Source organism: Mucilaginibacter sp. HD30, from assembly GCF_054061755.1.
Window position 1 is genome coordinate 1304234 of the sequence record NZ_JBSSEO010000001.1, and the last position, 18198, is coordinate 1322431.

Annotated in this window: 19 protein-coding genes; 9 read left to right on the forward strand and 10 right to left on the reverse strand. The window is 40.8% G+C overall.

Going from position 1 to position 18198, the window contains the following annotated elements:
- Positions 1-111: 111 nt before the first annotated feature.
- The 3 genes from ACVW2L_RS06340 to ACVW2L_RS06350 form a co-directional block, all read right to left on the reverse strand.
- Positions 112-261, reverse strand: a complete 150-nt coding sequence (locus ACVW2L_RS06340; protein WP_457127123.1) for a lmo0937 family membrane protein — start codon at positions 259-261, stop codon at positions 112-114.
- Positions 262-381: 120 nt separating this feature from the next.
- Complete coding sequence (locus tag ACVW2L_RS06345; protein ID WP_002996718.1) at positions 382-603, reverse strand: DUF2795 domain-containing protein; 222 nt, start codon at positions 601-603, stop codon at positions 382-384.
- An 83-nt stretch (positions 604-686) separates the two neighbouring features.
- A complete protein-coding gene (locus ACVW2L_RS06350) occupies positions 687-1244 on the reverse strand; it encodes a cob(I)yrinic acid a,c-diamide adenosyltransferase (protein ID WP_457127124.1) in 558 nt (185 codons plus the stop codon).
- Positions 1245-1346: 102 nt separating this feature from the next.
- Between ACVW2L_RS06350 and ACVW2L_RS06355 the strand changes: the two genes are divergently transcribed.
- A complete protein-coding gene (locus ACVW2L_RS06355; protein WP_457127125.1) occupies positions 1347-2351 on the forward strand; it encodes a chitinase in 1005 nt (334 codons plus the stop codon).
- On the opposite strand, the gene ACVW2L_RS06360 is transcribed toward ACVW2L_RS06355, so the two are convergent.
- The 4 genes from ACVW2L_RS06360 to ACVW2L_RS06375 all read right to left on the reverse strand — a co-directional run bounded on the left by ACVW2L_RS06360 (position 2348) and on the right by ACVW2L_RS06375 (position 4900).
- Positions 2348-2971 (reverse strand): hypothetical protein, encoded by a 624-nt coding sequence (locus ACVW2L_RS06360; protein WP_457127126.1) that lies wholly within the window; start codon positions 2969-2971, stop codon positions 2348-2350. The two genes, ACVW2L_RS06355 and ACVW2L_RS06360, sit on opposite strands and share 4 nt — an antisense overlap.
- Before the next feature lie 51 nt (positions 2972-3022).
- On the reverse strand, positions 3023-3814 hold the full coding sequence (locus ACVW2L_RS06365; RefSeq protein WP_457127127.1) for an ABC transporter ATP-binding protein: 792 nt from the start codon (positions 3812-3814) through the stop codon (positions 3023-3025).
- A gap of 66 nt (positions 3815-3880) precedes the next feature.
- Positions 3881-4168 (reverse strand): Asp-tRNA(Asn)/Glu-tRNA(Gln) amidotransferase subunit GatC, encoded by a 288-nt coding sequence (gene gatC, locus ACVW2L_RS06370; protein ID WP_457127128.1) that lies wholly within the window; start codon positions 4166-4168, stop codon positions 3881-3883.
- 3 nt (positions 4169-4171) lie between these two features.
- Positions 4172-4900: a lysophospholipid acyltransferase family protein gene (locus tag ACVW2L_RS06375; RefSeq protein WP_457127129.1), complete on the reverse strand. Its 729-nt coding sequence runs from the start codon at positions 4898-4900 to the stop codon at positions 4172-4174.
- Between the two features lie 38 nt (positions 4901-4938).
- Between ACVW2L_RS06375 and trpS the strand changes: the two genes are divergently transcribed.
- From trpS to yidC, 6 genes are all read left to right on the forward strand, one after another.
- Positions 4939-5934: a tryptophan--tRNA ligase gene (gene trpS / locus ACVW2L_RS06380; protein WP_457127130.1), complete on the forward strand. Its 996-nt coding sequence runs from the start codon at positions 4939-4941 to the stop codon at positions 5932-5934.
- A 170-nt stretch (positions 5935-6104) separates the two neighbouring features.
- Positions 6105-6719, forward strand: a complete 615-nt coding sequence (locus ACVW2L_RS06385) for a deoxynucleoside kinase (RefSeq protein ID WP_457127131.1) — start codon at positions 6105-6107, stop codon at positions 6717-6719.
- 85 nt (positions 6720-6804) lie between these two features.
- The gene (locus tag ACVW2L_RS06390; protein WP_457127132.1) at positions 6805-7113 is read left to right on the forward strand and encodes a hypothetical protein; all 309 of its coding nucleotides are present in this window, start codon (positions 6805-6807) and stop codon (positions 7111-7113) included.
- A gap of 61 nt (positions 7114-7174) precedes the next feature.
- The gene (gene kdsB / locus ACVW2L_RS06395) at positions 7175-7900 is read left to right on the forward strand and encodes a 3-deoxy-manno-octulosonate cytidylyltransferase (protein ID WP_457127133.1); all 726 of its coding nucleotides are present in this window, start codon (positions 7175-7177) and stop codon (positions 7898-7900) included.
- 230 nt (positions 7901-8130) lie between these two features.
- On the forward strand, positions 8131-9741 hold the full coding sequence (locus ACVW2L_RS06400) for a CTP synthase (RefSeq protein WP_457127134.1): 1611 nt from the start codon (positions 8131-8133) through the stop codon (positions 9739-9741).
- Positions 9742-9764: 23 nt separating this feature from the next.
- On the forward strand, positions 9765-11570 hold the full coding sequence (gene yidC, locus ACVW2L_RS06405) for a membrane protein insertase YidC (protein WP_457127135.1): 1806 nt from the start codon (positions 9765-9767) through the stop codon (positions 11568-11570).
- A 384-nt stretch (positions 11571-11954) separates the two neighbouring features.
- On the opposite strand, the gene ACVW2L_RS06410 is transcribed toward yidC, so the two are convergent.
- Positions 11955-12407 (reverse strand): YhcH/YjgK/YiaL family protein, encoded by a 453-nt coding sequence (locus tag ACVW2L_RS06410; protein ID WP_457127136.1) that lies wholly within the window; start codon positions 12405-12407, stop codon positions 11955-11957.
- Positions 12408-12512: 105 nt separating this feature from the next.
- A complete protein-coding gene (locus ACVW2L_RS06415) occupies positions 12513-13526 on the reverse strand; it encodes a PfkB family carbohydrate kinase (RefSeq protein WP_457127137.1) in 1014 nt (337 codons plus the stop codon).
- Between the two features lie 188 nt (positions 13527-13714).
- On the opposite strand from ACVW2L_RS06415, the gene ACVW2L_RS06420 reads away from it, so the two are divergent.
- Positions 13715-14374, forward strand: a complete 660-nt coding sequence (locus ACVW2L_RS06420; protein WP_457127138.1) for a bifunctional 4-hydroxy-2-oxoglutarate aldolase/2-dehydro-3-deoxy-phosphogluconate aldolase — start codon at positions 13715-13717, stop codon at positions 14372-14374.
- Between the two features lie 34 nt (positions 14375-14408).
- On the opposite strand, the gene ACVW2L_RS06425 is transcribed toward ACVW2L_RS06420, so the two are convergent.
- The gene (locus ACVW2L_RS06425; protein ID WP_457127139.1) at positions 14409-15203 is read right to left on the reverse strand and encodes an NAD(P)H-binding protein; all 795 of its coding nucleotides are present in this window, start codon (positions 15201-15203) and stop codon (positions 14409-14411) included.
- A 129-nt stretch (positions 15204-15332) separates the two neighbouring features.
- Here ACVW2L_RS06425 and ACVW2L_RS06430 point away from each other — a divergent pair, with 129 nt between their 5' ends.
- Positions 15333-18053, forward strand: coding sequence for a ThuA domain-containing protein (locus tag ACVW2L_RS06430; protein ID WP_457127140.1), 2721 nt, complete (start codon positions 15333-15335; stop codon positions 18051-18053).
- Positions 18054-18198: the final 145 nt, after the last annotated feature.

Genomic DNA, 18198 nt, shown 5'->3' on the forward strand with positions numbered 1-18198 from the left:
CCAAGAATCAAGAGTTAAGAACCAAGACGATAGTTTAATTAAAAAAAACCAAAGTCAATCGTCAAAAAAGAGTCTTAACTCTTGGCTCTTGATTCTTGTCTCTTAAAAAAACTAAGCTCTTCTAATAACACCTAATAGCAGGGCAATAATTGCTATAACTAATAGTACGTGTATTATACTTCCTCCCGTAGGGTATACAAAAAATCCTAATATCCAGCCAATTACCAAAATAACGGCAATAATGTAAAGTAAGCTTCTCATGGTTGTAAGTTTTTTAGTGAATAATGTCACTGTACACTAAAACCATTCCAAACTATGCAGTAAACAAAAAAAGCCGCTTTGATAGCTATCAAAGCGGCTTTTTTATTGCATTATTACCTTTTAATATTCGTCTTCGTTAAAAAAGAAGTCATCTTTTGTAGGGTAATCAGGCCATATTTCTTCAATATTCTCATATGGCTCGCCGTCGTCTTCTAATGCCTGCAGGTTCTCAATAACCTCAACAGGTGCGCCTGAGCGTATAGCATAGTCAATTAATTCGTCTTTTGTGGCAGGCCAGGGTGCATCCTCCAGGTGAGATGCCAATTCAAGTGTCCAGTACATATTCTATAGATATTTTAGTTTTTGAATGATTTTCAATTTTCGCAAAAGTATAACATTTTTATATCGTTTATCAAGATATTTTTTTAATTTTTTTTAACCTGCGGAATCCATTGATTTTCAGTAATGTTATGTTCGTTTGCTAGCTTTCGGCCTAAAACAAAAATGTAATCACTAAGCCTGTTCAGATAAATAATTATCCGCTCATCTACTATACTAATTTCGGCCAGATGAGTTACCGTACGTTCTGCCCGGCGGCAAACGCAACGGGCCAAGTGGCAATAGGAGATAACTGTACTACCTCCAGGTAATATAAAATGAGTTAAGGCCGGCAATTGTTCGTTCATTTTATCAATTGTCTTTTCTAATAATTCTGCTTCGTTACTGCTTAGGTCCGGGAGCGTCATTTTAGAACGTTCAGGATCCGCTGCCAGGTGCGAGCCTATTACAAACAACGTTTCCTGTATTTGTTTTAATATTTCTTTATGGTCGGCATCTATTTGTTGGTCGCGTATCAAACCTATCCATGAGTTCAGCTCATCAACTGTCCCGTAACTTTCTATTCGGATGTCATGTTTAGGTACACGCGTTCCGCCAATAAGAGAAGTAAAGCCTTTGTCGCCTGTTTTGGTATATATCTTCATGTGTTTAATGTCGCAGCTAAACTTAGGTAATAATTGGTACAATATTTTATATGTAAAATAAACAACGGTATTTTTACCGTCAAATTAAATTCTGCATCAGTTATGAAGCCTGTGTTGTTTTCTACCAGATTATTCTTAGTCATCATATTTGCTTTAACCTTATTAAGCTTTAAATGTGGTAGCGCTACAGAAACTAAAGAAAAGTCCAATACAATATCTCCTTCTCAACAGCAATTTGATCTAATCACAGAAAAACAGTTTAACCAACTTTTTCCGCAACGGGATAAATTTTATACATACGCTGCTTTTATGCAGGCTGTTAAACAATTGGCAGATATAAAAGTACAGGTGTCGCGCAGATCCTTGTCGGTTTACCAAATAGTTCGCACAGATAAAAAAACAAATAAGGCATCAATTGTAAGACAGGATATAGATTGGGAAGAGCCGTGGGCCAAGGTAAAACCCGATAGCATTTTCACTGTTGACTATGGCGACTTTTGCACCGCTGCCGATTCATCAACAAATAAAAAAGAACTGGCAGCCTTTTTTGCGCATATAGCGCACGAAACAAGACATGGCGAAAACGGAACTTACACTGACGGTTTAATGCTGCGCCATGAGGACAATACATCACTGGATTACTACGGCGAGAGTGACGAGTATCCGCAGGTGCAGGGGAAAAAGTATTACGGTCGCGGGCCCATGCAGTTAAGCTATAACGGCAATTATGGTAAGGCTTCTGACTGTATTTTTGGTGATAAGAAAGTTTTGCTTAATGATCCGGACAAAGTGGAGAACGACCCCGTTGTAGCCTTTAAAGTTGCCATATGGTTTTGGATGATGCCCGAAACGCATAAACCATCGGCACATGATGTTATGATAGGCAAATGGCAGCCCAACGCAGTTGATAATGCAAACAACCGCACACCCGGTTTTGGCATGACCATAAACATCATTAATGGCGCGGTGGAGTGTAGTAAAGGGGAAAATGAAGGAATGAACGACAGGATAGGCTTTTATCAGCATTTTCTAACTAAACTTAGTGTTACTGATGCGGATTGCGCCTGCTCTTGCGGGAAGATGCAGTTTTATACTTATACCAATTAACAAAAACCGGCCAATTGGTTAACAAAATCGGCTATTTCAATGGCCTTTTCTGGTTGCATGGGGTGGTGGCTGCCAATTATCAGGGTATGGTTTACTATCTCTATAATAAAATCGTTATCGCGGATATCCATCACCGCATTTCTGAATTTACGATCCATGCATATTTTAGCTTTTTGCACATCACTAACAATTACGTAAAACGTATTACTAAAAGCCTTGTCATCGTCAAAATCAAGCTCAAGGGGATGTATAAGCTCAATGATTTTATCCCTCAGCGTTTCCGGGCGAATTACGATTCTTCCAAAATCTTTTTTCAGGTAAGCTAAGGCCCAGGTATGATACAGATAATGCTCTTCTGTAACGTGGCCTCTGCTTGAACTATCTGCATGTTTGGTTTCTATAAACAATAAATACGAGTCGCTGCGCTCATGTTTGATAACGTATGATGCCCGCTGGTTAATTTCAATGCAATTTCTGAAAGCTTCGAAATCTTCCAGATGAAAATTAATATGCCCGGTAAATTGCAGGTTAAAACGGCTTTTAACGGTTGAGTAAATGGCTTTAAAATTATCAATAGTTGCGCTATTGAGCCCGCTATCATCAAAAGGTAAATTCTCCATTTAGCGTAACAAAATTAACGAAGCCATATGTCTGGGAGCTCTCCGCAAGACCTATTTGCTTAGCTTTACCTTTGATTTAGGTTCGGCCGCGGTCTCTTTAACTTCCTCCGTCTCTGCCCCGGGTTTAACTATTTTGCTTCTGTCTACAGTAACTATATTGGGGTTTATGTAGTCTTTTTCAACTAAACCGTCGCGCATACGTACAATGCGGTGGGCGTGCTGTGCAATATCCTCCTCGTGCGTAACCAATATAATGGTATTGCCCTTAGCATGTATATCTTCAATAAGCCCCATTATTTCTATTGAGGTTTTTGTATCTAAGTTACCTGTAGGCTCATCAGCCAAAATTATTGAAGGGTTGTTTATCAGCGCCCTTGCCACAGCAACACGCTGGCGCTGCCCGCCCGAAAGCTCATTAGGCCTGTGGTCAATACGGTTGCCCAGCCCAACATTAATTAATGCCTGGCGTGCCCGTTCTATTCGGCCCTCCTTGTTTATACCGGCATAAACCAATGGTAAAGCAACGTTATCTAAAGCGCTGTTACGGGGTAATAAGTTAAAAGTTTGAAAAACGAAGCCTATCTCGGTGTTACGCACTTCTGCCAATTCGTTATCGGTCATGTGGCTGGCATTAATCCCATTCAGGATGTATTCTCCTTTGGTAGGCGTATCCAAACAGCCCAATATGTTCATCAGGGTTGATTTGCCGGAGCCTGAAGGTCCCATTAGCGCCACAAATTCACCTTTATTTATAGTTAAGGACACAGATTTTATGGCATGAATTACTTCGGAGCCTATTACATATTTTCTTCCGATGTCCTTAATGGTGATGAGTGGCTTCATATATTATGTTTTATTGCTTTGACGGCGAATAGTTAAAAATGTTACGCGTGCTGATAAATTGTATTGCTATCCAATAACCTTAGCCACCAAAAAGTATTGATCATTATGTTTAGGTGCGTTTTCAAGTGCTTGCTGTGTGGTTATGTCTTGTCTTGCTACATCCTCCCTTACAACATTTATCTCGTTTGACATATATACCAAAGGCTCCACGCCCGACGTATCCACCTCATTCAATTTGGCCATAAAATCAAGTATCCGGTTCATATCGCCAATCATTTCCTGTTTGTCGTTCTCATGCAGATCCAATCGGGCCAGGTGGGCTATCTTGTCAACGGTTTCCTTATCAATATTCATTTTTTATTCAAATTTTTGTTTGATCATGCCGTGTACCTTATCGCGTAAAGCGTCAGCATCATCTAATGTTAAATTCGCCGTTTCTATCGGCTCATGTACAAATATATTACAAATACCTGGTTTGCTGCCATACTGTAAGCCGGTATCCCATAAAACTTTCCAGGTATTTAAAGATGTAACCGGAATTATGGGCACTTTTAATTCAATTGCCAACCTGAAAGGGCCATTTTTAAACTCTTGTAACCGAGGCGGATACTCGTCGGCAATTTTTCCTTCCGGAAAAATAATAACAGATGTACCATTTGCCAGCGCTTCTGATGCTTTTTTAAAGGCGCGGTACGACGACATTTTGCTTTCGCGGTTAACCGGGATATCTACTGTTTTAAAAAACAGGCGGGTTACAAAATGATTTAACAATTCCTCTTTGCCCATAAAACAATGGTGGTTGTTTTTAACCAGTATGGTCATGGCGGTAATATCCAGATTAGAGGTATGGTTGGGGCAAATGATATAAGTGCGACTCCAATCAATACCTATTTGGTATTTAAAACTATAAACTATACCCACTAACATTGAACTTACAAAACCCCATGTACGCCTAATGGCATTCATGTATTTGTAATTGCCGGGATTGCGCGATAAAAGGTAAATAAATGGAAAACATAAGGCGTAGGTGAGGCCCACCGATACTGCGTATAAAAAGCAGTGAAACCTCCTCAATATTATTTTCATCGCCACCAAAAATAGAAAAAATACTTACTTTCGCCGCTATGGAAATTGTTGTAAGTGGTATTCGCTCTACCGGAAATCTGCACCTTGGAAATTACTACGGTGCGATACAAAACTTCGTGAAAATGCAGCACGAATACAATTGCTTTTTCTTTATTGCTGATCTGCACTCGCTTACAACGCATCCAACACCTGCCAGCCTGCACACCAATGTTAAAAGTGTGCTGATTGAATACCTTGCTGCGGGAATTGATCCGGAGAAAGCTACTATATATGTACAGTCTGACGTGCCCGAAATTGCCGAGTTGTACTTATATCTTAACATGAACGCCTATTTGGGCGAATTGGAGCGCAGCACATCATTTAAAGATAAAGTACGCGCAAATCCTGAAAACGTAAATGCGGGCTTGTTAACCTATCCGGTGTTAATGGCTGCAGATATACTGATCCATAAAGCTACCAAAGTACCGGTAGGTAAAGATCAGGAACAGCATTTGGAAATGGCCCGCACTTTTGGTAACAGATTTAACAGGTTATATAACAACAAATATTTCCCTGAGCCTTATGCTTTTAACTTTAGCAATAACCTGGTTAAAATACCCGGACTGGATGGTAAAGGAAAAATGGGCAAATCAGAAGGAGAGGGGAACGCAATATTTTTAGGTGATGCGCCCGAAGTTATCCGCAAAAAGGTAATGCGCGCCGTTACAGATAGCGGCCCTACAGTTGAAAATCAGCAAAAGCCCGACGAGATTCAAAACTTATTCGACTTGATGAGAGTGGTGTCCACGCAGGATACCTATGATCATTTTAACAACTTATATAACACTTGCCAGGTACGTTACGGTGATCTTAAAAAGCAACTGGCCGAGGATATGATCATTGCTACCGCACCCATCCGCGACCGTATAAATGCTATTGCCGCTGATACAGATTACTTAAGCAAAGTGGCTAAAATGGGCGCTGAAAAGGCCCGTGAAAGCGCATCGCGAACTATTAAAGATGTTCGCGAAATAATTGGTTTTCGTAGGTTTTGATGGTTATTGGTTCATAGATCATAGTTCATAGCGTTTTTTGTGCCGATAGTTGTTGGTTCTTGGTTGGTAGTTGGTAGTTGTTAATGTATATTAGTCGGAAATTAATTTAAGAAGCTATCATTGTTCATCACTGTCATCCATGAACCATGAACTAACAACCATGAACTAAAATGCATATTGCTATTGTTGGAAATATCGGAGCCGGCAAAACCACGCTCACCGAAATGCTGGCCAAAAACTATGGCTGGGATCCCCTTTACGAAGCTGTTGACAATAACCCTTACCTGGAAGATTTTTACAGCGATATGAAGCGTTGGAGCTTTAATCTCCAGATCTATTTCCTCAACAGCCGCTATCGTCAGATCATAGAAATACAAAAAAGCGGGCGCAACATTTTACAGGACAGAACCATTTATGAAGATGCCTACATTTTTGCAGAGAACCTGCATGATATGGGCCTGATGACTACCCGCGATTACGAAAATTACACGTCAATATTTGATAATATTACTGAGTACATTAAACCGCCCGATCTGCTGGTTTACCTTAAAGCATCCGTACCTACTTTGGTTAACAATATTCAGCGCCGGGGGCGGGAGTATGAGATAGGTATCCGTATAGATTATTTATCAAAGCTTAACGAAAAGTATGATAAATGGATAGCCGGTTATAACCTGGGCAAGCTGTTGATATTGGACAAAGACAATCTGGATTTTGCCAATAACACTGAAGATATGGCCACCATTGTAGAGGCTATTGAGCGGGAAGTAAATGGGCTATTTTGAGTTTTAGGTGAAGGATATGCGATCAATAAAAATCTTAATTGTTGTTCTGTCGCAAATTATATTACTTAGCTTCATTCAACCTGACTTGAAGAAACTTGATTTAAGTGAGTTTTCTATCAAAGTACCTCGCAATTGGAGTTATAAGAAACAACGAGGTGAAGATTCATTTATTGGAGAGATTGTTGGACCCAAAGTTGATTTGAGTTTTGACTGCAGTGATAGAGGATATGCAAATCATCTTGATGAAGCGGACGATAAATACCATGTAATAAAAGTTGATACTACTCAAGGTTATATTATAAAATTAATTTATCCTAAAGTTACAGGCAGAGGTATTACGGGCATATATGCTCATACTCGTTCGTCATATTTTAATTTTCAAATGCATGTATGAATCTATCGCAAGCAAATCAAAAGTTAGCCTTAGCTGCTTTCAAAACCATCACTTTTAAAAAATGAATATTCTCGGCATTATACCGGCACGTTACGCATCGTCTCGTTTCCCCGGGAAGCCCTTGGTAGATATTGCGGGTAAAAGTATGATACAGCGTGTGTATGAGCAGGCCGCTAAGTGCGCCGACCTTACAGATGTTTTGGTGGCTACAGACGATGACCGCATATTTGACCATGTTATCCAATTCGGTGGCAAGGCTTTAATGACAGCTGATAATCACCAAAGCGGTACAGACCGCTGTGCCGAAGTGGCTGCTATCCATATTGATTATGATGTTATTATCAATATCCAGGGCGACGAGCCTTATATTGAGCCTGAACAGATAAGCAAACTGGCCACTTGTTTTGACTCGCCGGATGTACAGATAGCTACACTGATAAAACGTATTAAAAGCGAGCAGGAACTGCATAATCCCAACTCGCCTAAGGTGGTGGTAAATAAAATGAATGAGGCTGTTTACTTTTCGCGCTCAGCTTTACCACATATAAGGGGAGAGCAGCCGGAAAACTGGTTGGAGTTTTATACTTATTATAAACATATAGGCATTTACGCTTACCGCGCTGATGTTTTGCAGCAGATAACAAAGTTGGAAGTCTCCCAATTAGAAAAAGCCGAAGCATTAGAGCAATTGCGTTGGATAGAGAATGGTTATCGCATAAAAGTGGCAGAAACTGAGTTTGAAACGTATGCAGTAGATACACCGGCAGATTTGGAACTTTTGCCTTAGTCGTCATGCCGAATTTATTTCGGCACCCCACGCACTAAGTAGCCGGCCAACCTATCGCTTTATACCTTTCTGTGAGGTGCCGAAACAAGTTCGGCATAACTTCGATTTTTAGAAAACACAATAAAAACCGTCAGCAACCATTCATTATCAGGCTGTTTGGCAAATGTTTTATAATGTCCCAAACTCCCGAAAAAATTTCTACTTTTGTATCCCGTACACAAACAAAAAACATGACCAAATACATATTTGTTACGGGCGGTGTAACCTCTTCGTTAGGAAAAGGTATTATATCAGCTTCCTTAGCTAAATTGCTTCAATCGCGCGGTTATCGCGTAACCATCCAAAAGTTCGATCCATATATTAACATTGATCCGGGAACATTAAATCCCTACGAGCACGGTGAATGTTATGTTACTGAGGATGGTGCCGAAACTGATCTGGACCTTGGTCATTATGAGCGCTTTTTAAATACGCCAACTTCTCAGGCTAATAATATTACAACCGGCCGCATCTATCAAAATGTCATCAACAAAGAACGCGAAGGGGCCTTTTTAGGAAAAACCGTGCAGGTGGTGCCACACATTACTGATGAGATAAAAAGAAACATGCGCATACTTGGCGAAAGCGGTGAGTATGATATTGTAATAACCGAATTAGGTGGTACCGTTGGTGATATTGAATCCTTACCTTATATCGAAGCTGTTCGTCAGTTTAAATGGGAAGCCGGTTCGGGTAATTCAATTGTTATTCACCTTACTTTGGTACCTTATCTGGCTGCAGCGGGCGAGTTAAAAACCAAGCCTACCCAGCACTCTGTTAAAATGTTACTGGAATACGGTATTCAGCCGGATATACTGGTTTGCCGTACGGAGCATCATTTAAATGCTGACCTCAGAAAAAAAATCGCATTATTTTGTAACGTTAACATCAATGCTGTTGTCGAATCTATAGACGCACCATCAATTTATGATGTACCGTTGCTGATGTTGAAAGAGCAATTGGATAAAACGGTATTAACAAAATTAAAGTTGCCACATAAGGTTGAGCCTGATCTGGAAAGCTGGAAGGACTTTTTGGGGCGTTTAAAGAACCCTACCTCTGATGTTTGCATTGGCCTTGTAGGTAAATATGTTGAACTGCCCGATGCTTATAAATCAATAATAGAATCGTTTATACACGCAGGTGCTAAAAACGAGTGCAAGGTAAAGGTAAGGTATATACCATCAGAAGAGTTAACCCCTCAAAACGCTATTGAAAAGCTACAAGGCTTACATGGCGTATTGGTAGCGCCCGGTTTTGGCGAACGCGGTTTTGAAGGTAAAATAGCCGCTATTAGATATGTACGCGAAAATAATATACCGTTTTTTGGTATTTGTTTGGGTATGCAATGCGCGGTGGTAGAGTTTGGCCGTAATGTTTTAAACTTAGAAGGCGCAAGCAGTACCGAGATGAGCCCAAATACCCCTAACCCCGTTATTGCTATGATGGAAGAACAAAAAAAGGTGGTAAATAAAGGCGGTACCATGCGTTTAGGCGCATATCCTTGCGATATAAAGAAAGGCACCAAAGCTGCTGCCATCTACGGTAAATTACATATAACCGAACGCCATCGCCACAGATATGAATTTAACAATGAATATTTAAAGCAATACGAAACTGCAGGTTTGGTACCATCGGGTTTTAACCCTCAAAATAATTTAGTGGAGATTGTCGAGTTAAAAAATCATCCGTTTTTTTTGGGTGCACAGTTCCATCCCGAATTAAAATCAACGGTTGCTAATCCGCATCCACTTTTTATTAACTTTGTCGCCGCTTCAATGGCTTATGCCCGCAAGAAGTAAGAATTTGTACGAGATACGATATAATGGATAGAAATACGTTTACAGGATTATTCCTGATCATGATCATCATTGCCGGTTCGGTTTATTTAATGAAACCGTCTGACGCTGAGATCCAAAAAGAAAAACTAAGGGTACATCTGGATTCTTTGAAAAAAGCGGGTAAGGCACCTGCAGCGGCGGTTGTAAAAGCAGACACAACAACAACAAAGCAACCAGCAATTGATTCTGCCGCATTAAAAAGCCCTTTCGGAGCCTCATTAGCAGGAAGCGAGCAACTGATCACTTTGGAGAACAAGGACGTCCGCCTTAAATTAAGCACCCGTGGCGCCCGCATTTATTCTGCTGAGCTTAAGAACTTTAAGACTTTTGACAAGAAGCCTTTAATGTTATTTGACGGCACCGATAACAAATTTGGTACCACTTTAACTGCCGGATCAACCATTGTTAACACTAATGAAAGGTACTTCACACAGATAGCTTCACAGGGCTCAAATACCGTTACCCTGCGTTTAAGTTATAGCCCAACACAGTATATAGATTATGTTTACTCAATTGCTGCCGAGGGGTATAAGGTAGGTTTTACCGTTAAACCTGTAGGGTTAGACAATGTTGTAGCCAACAGCAACCTCTTTAATTTAAATTGGGAAACCAGCGTTCGTAAACAGGAAATGGATATGAACCTGGAGCGCCAGTATACAACAGTTTATTATAATACGTTTGATGATGGCGTAGATTGGTTAAGTGAAACCAAAGACGACGCGAAGGAAGTAGCAGACCATAAAATACAATGGGTTTCTTTTAAGGCGCATTTCTTTTCGAGTGTATTGGTGGCTAAAAAAGGTATTAGCAAAGCCAACCTGGCGGTGAGCTTGGATACGGCAGATCATGTTGATATTAAAAACATGAAAGCTACCCTTGCAGTAAACCGCGAAACCGATGGCACTTTCCCAATGGAGTTTTATTTCGGCCCGAACAAGTTTGATCTGCTGCAAAAACAAGGTTACGATCTTGAAAAACAGGTTAACCTGGGTTGGGGACCGCTTAAATATATTAACCGCTTTGCTGTATTGCCTGTGTTCCATTTCCTGGAGAAGTTTAACTGGAGCTATGGTTTGATCATTTTAGCCCTCACAGTGATATTGAAATTGGTATTGTCGCCGCTTACCTACAAATCTTATCTATCAATGGCTAAAATGCGTGTGCTTAAGCCGGAGATGGATGAAATAAAAGGGAAAGTAGGAGAGGACAACCCAACTTTGTTACAACAGGAGTATCTTAAGCTCTATAAAAAAGCGGGAGTAAATCCGCTTGGCGGATGTTTGCCACTGGTGCTGCAAATGCCGATAGTTATTGCATTTTTCAGGTTTTTCCCGAGTTTGTTTGAGTTGAGAGGTGAAAGCTTTTTGTGGATGCACGATCTGTCAACGTATGATCCTTTTATCCAATTTGGTTTCACGCTTCCGTTTATTGGTAACCACTTGAGTTTGATGTGTGTTTTGATGACCATTTCCACATTGATCTACACATATTTTAACAACCAGATCTCGGGCGTTACAGGTCAAATGAAGTACATAGGCTATATAACGCCAATAATTTTCTTAGGCGCCCTGAATGCTTATCCGGCAGGCTTAAACTATTACTACTTCCTGGCTAACATGTTTACGTTCTTACAGCAATACATAATTCGCTTAATGGTTGATGACAAGAAGATCCACGCGCAAATACAGGAAAACAAAAAGAAACCGGAGTCCACCAAAAAGAAATCAGGCTTCGGCGCTAAAATGGAAGAAATGATGCGCGCACAGCAACAAGTTCAAAAGAAAAAGTAGGGATTGATTATTAGTTAATTATAAAATTAATAATAGAGGGTTGCAAATGCAGCCCTTTTTTGTTGGTTAAATTTACACAATTAGCTTTTTTAGCCTGTTGCAAAAGTGTTGCTAAACTGTTGCTTTTGTGTTGCTATTCTGTTGCAGAATTTTGCTAAAAATGGCAAATTTTGTCAATTCACAATTGTTTGATAATTAATACATTAAAGGTATTTTACAGCTAATTGTCCCTACGAATAAGTTATTGTACTTAAAAAATTAAAATGTTGAAAATAAGACAATTATATTTTACGAAAAGGTGGAATGTATATTTTGTGCAACACCTGCACATCTAACATAAAAAGCCTGCTATTAGCGAGCCATTAACCTAATATTTTAAGGGTACTATATGGTTACTTTAACCACTAACTTCTTGATAAGGCCTTCGCCTATCATAGGTGCATGTACGTCCTCCGGATAGAAGATCACAAATTGGAGTGGGTTCAATGTAAAAAACGTATCGGCGGCTTCCTCAAAAAACAAGATGTCGTTGGCTTCATTGTAGCCATCACCCTGTACATTGCTGCAATCCTTGCGGGGTTTCCAGCCCATTGTTTCTGTGCCGTTAATCAGCAATTGTATATCAATGTTTTGGTTATGGCACTCAAACGTTTTAACGGCCGCTTCGGCTGTGCGTGCCTCGCCTTGGGCCACTATAATTTTAATGCCCGGGGCAACATCAATTGTGCCTGGCTCAAGCTTATTCAAATCTACTGAAGCCAGGTACTCAAAGGCGGTTTTAAAACCGGGATGCAGGGTGTGGTATCTTGCTGCGTTATCTAAAGTGTCTATTATCATATTGGTTCATAGTTTTTAGATCATTGTTCATGGGCGTTTTTCTTTCGTAGGTGAGGTTATTCACATAAATAGCAATGATCTATGATCCACCACCCATCAACTAAATTACCGCTGCACTTTACCTGTACCGTCGCCGCTAACCAACGTCTCAATCTCTGCAACTGTGGCATGGTTAAAATCGCCTGGGATGGTGTGTTTAAGCGAGGCGGCGGCAGCGCCAAACTCTGCGGCGTCTTTCATTGCCATGCCCGTTATCAAGCCATATATAAATCCGCTGGCAAACGAATCACCGGTACCAACCCGGTCAACAATGCGAATGTTGTATTCTTTGGTTTTGTACATTTCTGTGCCACCGTAAACAAGCGCACTCATGCTGTTATCAGATGCGCTGTGGCTTTCCCTTAAAATAGTGGCAATGTATTTAAAATCAAACTTTTCCGTCATCTGCTCAAATGCAGTTTGATACTCGGTAAGATCAAGTCTACCGTCGATATAATTGTTAGTCAGGCTCTTAAAACCAAGCGTCGTTTCGGCACCTATGCATATATCGGCGTAGGCACAAAGGCGGGTCATAACCTCTTGAGCTTTCTCTGAGCTCCATAGCTTTTTGCGGTAATTAACATCTATGCTGATGGTAATGCCTTTAGCTTTTGCTGCTTTAAGTGCAGCTTCTGTTAGCGCCAAGGCTTTATCGCTTATGGCTGGGGTAATGCCACTTGTATGAAACCAGTCTGCGCCCTCAAATATCTTATCAAAATCAAATTCCGTAACCTCAGCTTCTGTTATAGACGAGCCTGCGCGGTCATAAATTACTTGAGTGGGTCGCATAGAAGCGCCGGGTTCTACAAAATATATACCCAGTTTGTTGCCGCCACGCACTACAAATTGTGTATCAACACCAAATCTGCGTAAGTGGTTAATAGCAGCCTGCCCAAGCGGATTATCGGGCACTTTTGAAACAAATGAACTGTCAAGTCCGTAATTACATAATGCTGCCGAAACGTTTGCTTCGCCGCCGCCATAAGTTATATCAAAGCTTTCGGCCTGTACAAATCTCTTATAATCAGGGGTTGATAGCCGCATCATTATCTCCCCAAGCGTAACCACTTTTTTTGACATCTTTGTGTGTAAATTCTTTTTAAATGTAGTGTATGTGCTTGCCAAAGCTACAGTTTAAAGCTAAGAAATGACGCCGGATTTTTTAAAAATTTCGCCAACGTTTGCGTAAATGATATAGGTTATTTGTGGTTGATGTGCCTATATCGATACATCTTTTGTTAATTTTACACTTTCAATAATACCAATCAATGGATAAGAAAGCTACCATATTAAAACTAATACCGGAGCAGGGTATACTGCCTTTATTTTTTCATCAGGATGAAGAAGTTAGTGTAAATATTTTACGCGCCTTATACGCGGCCGGTATAAAAACCATTGAGTACACCAACCGCGGCGAAGCCGCATTAAGAAACTTTGCTAAGCTGCGCGAGGTTTGTAACAGGGAATTAGGTGGCATGTACCTTGGAGTAGGCACAATAAAAGATGCCAAAGCCGCACAAGCCTTTGCTGATGCTGGTGCCGATTATATCATTAGCCCTGGATTGGTAGAAGAAGTTGTTGAAGCTTCAGAGAGAAACGATTTGCTTTGGGTGCCCGGTTGTATGACGCCATCTGAAATTATCAGGGCCGAGAACCTTGGTGCAAAATTTATCAAGTTGTTTCCTGGCAATATATTGGGTCCGGCGTTTTTATCAAGCATAAAAGTATTGTTCCCTAACTTATTGTTTATGCCAACCGGCGGGGTTGAGTTAACTCAGGAAAGCATTGGCGGTTGGTTCAAAGCGGGCGTATGCGCTGTTGGTATGGGCAGCCAGTTAGTAAGCAAAGATGTGATGGATGGTAAAAAATATACCGAACTAACTGAGTCTACAAAATATGCTATCGCGATAGTTAACGCGAGCAGATAATATTGCATTATAGCGGCCTCGGTTTTCGGGACCGCTATTCTGTTAAATTTACCTTGTATGTATAACCCAGTCTGCTGGGTACATTTACACTTTCAATTATCTTCCAGCTATTCTTTTCATCAATAAACTGTGGCTTTTCTAAGCCGGAACGCGCTGCTACTTTGGTGTAAAATTCTGCCCTTGTAGGGTGTTGCGGACTGACAGCATTATAAGTATTGCCAAAAGCTTGCTTTTCTATTATTGAATAGCTTATGCTCAAGCAATCATGTAAGTGTATAAGGTTAACAGGAGCATCACCGTTGGGAATATTAGTTTTTCCTGCAAAAAACCTGCCCGGGTCCCTGTCTGGGCCTATTAAACCTGCAAAGCGGATAATGGTGGTGGTAAAACTCGTTTCTTGTTTCAGTAACTCTTCTGCCTCAAGCAGAATTTTACCTGCCTCGCTGTCTGGCATGGGTTCATCCATTTCGGTTACGACAGTATTCCTATCACCATAAACGCCCGTTGAACTGATTAATACAACTTGGCTAATGTGTTGGTCTTTTATAATGTTGATCAACTCCCTTATTTGAACAATATATGCTAAACCTTTACCTGCTCGAGCTTTGGGTGGGATGCATACCCACAAAATATCGCATTTAAAAAAATCAGGATCAATTATTTCGTTCTCTGGTGCCAGGTCAATTAAATAAGGCATTATGCCGTCAGCATCAAGCACCTGTAATTTTTGCGGCGAAGTGGTAGAACCCTTTACAATAATACCTTTTTTTAAGAATTCAATAGCCAACGCTTTACCGTACCATCCGCAGCCTAAAATACTTATCACCATGGCACAAATATGCCGCTTTTTAGGTAAGAATTTAAACTTTTAGTGCTGACTTGCGTTAATGAATTATATCTAAAATGTTGCATATTTGTTTTAGGCAAAATTTGCTCAACCGATTATAACAAATACATTATGACCTTTAAATTTTTCGGCACCGTTAAGCTAACGCTTATCTGTCTGTTTATTGTAGCATTCACCGCGTCAGCACAAAAACGCGTGCTGGTTTTCACTAAAGTAGCGGCCTTTCCGCATGATTCGCGACAGGCAGCAGCCGAAGCAATCATGAAAATGGGCAAGGAAAATAATTTCGGCGTAGATACTACTTCAAACGCCGATAAGATCGCAGAAAGTAATCTTAAAAAATACGCCGCTGTTGTTTTTGTAAGCACAACGGGTTCTTTTCTTGATCCGTACCAACGTATTGACTTGCAAAGGTATATACAAGCAGGAGGTGGTTTTGTAGGCATACACGCCACTTCTGATGCTCTATACGACTGGCGCTGGTATGGGCGTATGATAGGGGCCTATTTTGCAGCCCATCCGGCCCAGCAGATGGCTACAATGTCAGTGGTTGACAAAAATCACCCATCAACCAATATGTTGCCAACAGAATGGAAACGTAAGGATGAGTGGTATCATTACAAATTACTGAATAAAGACGTTAAAGTGCTGATTAATCTGGAAGAATCGAGCCTGACTTATAACGCCAATTTTACCCGTTTTAAAATGGGCGCCAATCACCCCATAGCCTGGTATCACCAGTTTGATGGTGGAAAGGTTTTTTATACTGGTTTAGGTCACACCAAAGAGTCATATACCGAAGACCTGATGGTGAAGCACATATTAGGCGGTATTAACTATGCTATGGATCATCCGGCATTAGATTATACAAAAGTTAAAGCCCAACATGCGCCTGACGAAACTCGTTTTAACAAAAATGTACTTTCAATAGGGAAATTTACTGAACCTACAGAAATGGCAATACTGCCTAATCTGGATATTTTGGTAGTACAACGTAGAGGAGAAATACTAAAATACAGCCAGGCAACAAAAACCCTTAACCAGGTGGCAAAGCTGGATGTATATTTTAAAGAACTTAAAAAGGCCACGCATCCTATAGAGGATGGTTTATTGGGTATACAACTTGATCCTGATTTTAAAACCAATAATTACTTATACGTTTATTATAGCCCCGCCAGCCCGGAAAACAAACCTGTTAATTATTTATCGCGCTTTACTTTTAAGAACAATGTATTTGATCTTAAAAGCGAAAAGCGAATTTTAGAAGTTAAAACAGATCGGGAAACCTGCTGCCATACAGGTGGGTCAATAGCATTTGGCAAAGACCACGAATTGTTCTTATCTACAGGTGACAATACATCTCCATTTGACGAGGAAAATGTGCCTAAAGGTGCGCCTAATACCAATTCATTTGCTCCGCTGGATCAGCGCCCTGGTTTTGAAACCAATGATGATAGGAGAGCGGCGGGTAATACCAATGATCTACGCGGAAAAATACTTCGTATAAAAATTATGCCTGACGGAACCTACGAAATACCAGACGGCAACCTTTTTGCCAATGGAACACCTAAAACACGTCCTGAAATTTATGTAATGGGTAATAGAAACCCGTACCGTATTTCTATTGATGCTAAAACCGGATATTTATATTGGGGTGAAGTTGGGCCTGATGCGCAGGCAGACAGCATGGCAACGCGCGGTCCAAAAGGATATGATGAAGTTAACCAGGCACGTAAAGCCGGGAATTTTGGCTGGCCACTATTTATCGGCCCTAACCTGGCTTATCATGATTATGATTACGGCACGGGCAAATCGGGCGCAGCGTTTGATCCTATAAAACCTATTAATAACTCGCGGAATAATACAGGTTTAACCGAATTACCACCGGCGCAACCGGCATTTATATGGTATCCGTACACCGCCTCGGCTGATTTCCCTCAAACAGGAGCCGGTGGTCGTACCGCAATGGCCGGCCCGGTTTATTATGGCGACCGTTATGTAAAACCCGGCCTGCCCGCCTATTACAACGGCAAGCTGCTTATATACGAGTGGATGCGTGGCTGGATAAAAGCAGTTACATTAACACCGGAAGGGGATTATGATAACATGGAACCTTTTATGGACAGCACTAAGTTTAACGCTCCGGTTGATATGGAGGTTGGGCCAGATGGTAAATTATATGTACTTGAATATGGTAATGGCTGGTTTGCTAAAAATCAGGATGCGGCACTTTCCAGAATTGATTATAGTACGGGCAACTTAGCGCCGCAAATAACTGCTATAAGTGCCAGCAAAACTGCCGGAAATATACCATTTACAGTAACCTTCACTGTGAAAGCTAACGATGCAGAAAATAACAAAATAGTGCGCTATAACTGGAATTTGGGTAATGGGCTTAAACGCGTAACAACGTTGCCTACCCTAACTTATACTTATACTACAAAAGGAAACTATACGGTGTTTGTAACCGCGAGTGATGCCACAGGGACCGGAAAAAGCAAAAGTACCAATGTTATTGCCGGCAGCAGCCAGGCTGTTGTTGCAGCCGCCAATACGGCTAAACTAAATGCTCCGGGCAGAACATTAATGATGAGTCTTGATTGCCCGGCATGTCATAAAGCTGATGAAAAATCAATTGGTCCTGCTTTTACAGAGGTGGCAAAAAAATATGCGCATAATGCAACTAATACTACTAAGCTATCGCAAAAGATTATAAGTGGTGGAAGTGGCGTATGGGGTGATGTCGCGATGCCACCGCATCCGGCGCTTAAGCCAGATCAAGCCAGGTTAATAGTAAATTGGGTGTTCTCATTAGCACCCGCCAAAAAGTAAATATTTAAAGGCTGAAACAATACAAGTTTCAGCCTTTTGTTTCTACAACACGATGAATTTATGGGTAGGTGAGTACTTAGCAACTTTTTAGATACGTTCGGCCTTTACGGCAACATTTTTTTTAATTGTTATATAAACAATTAAA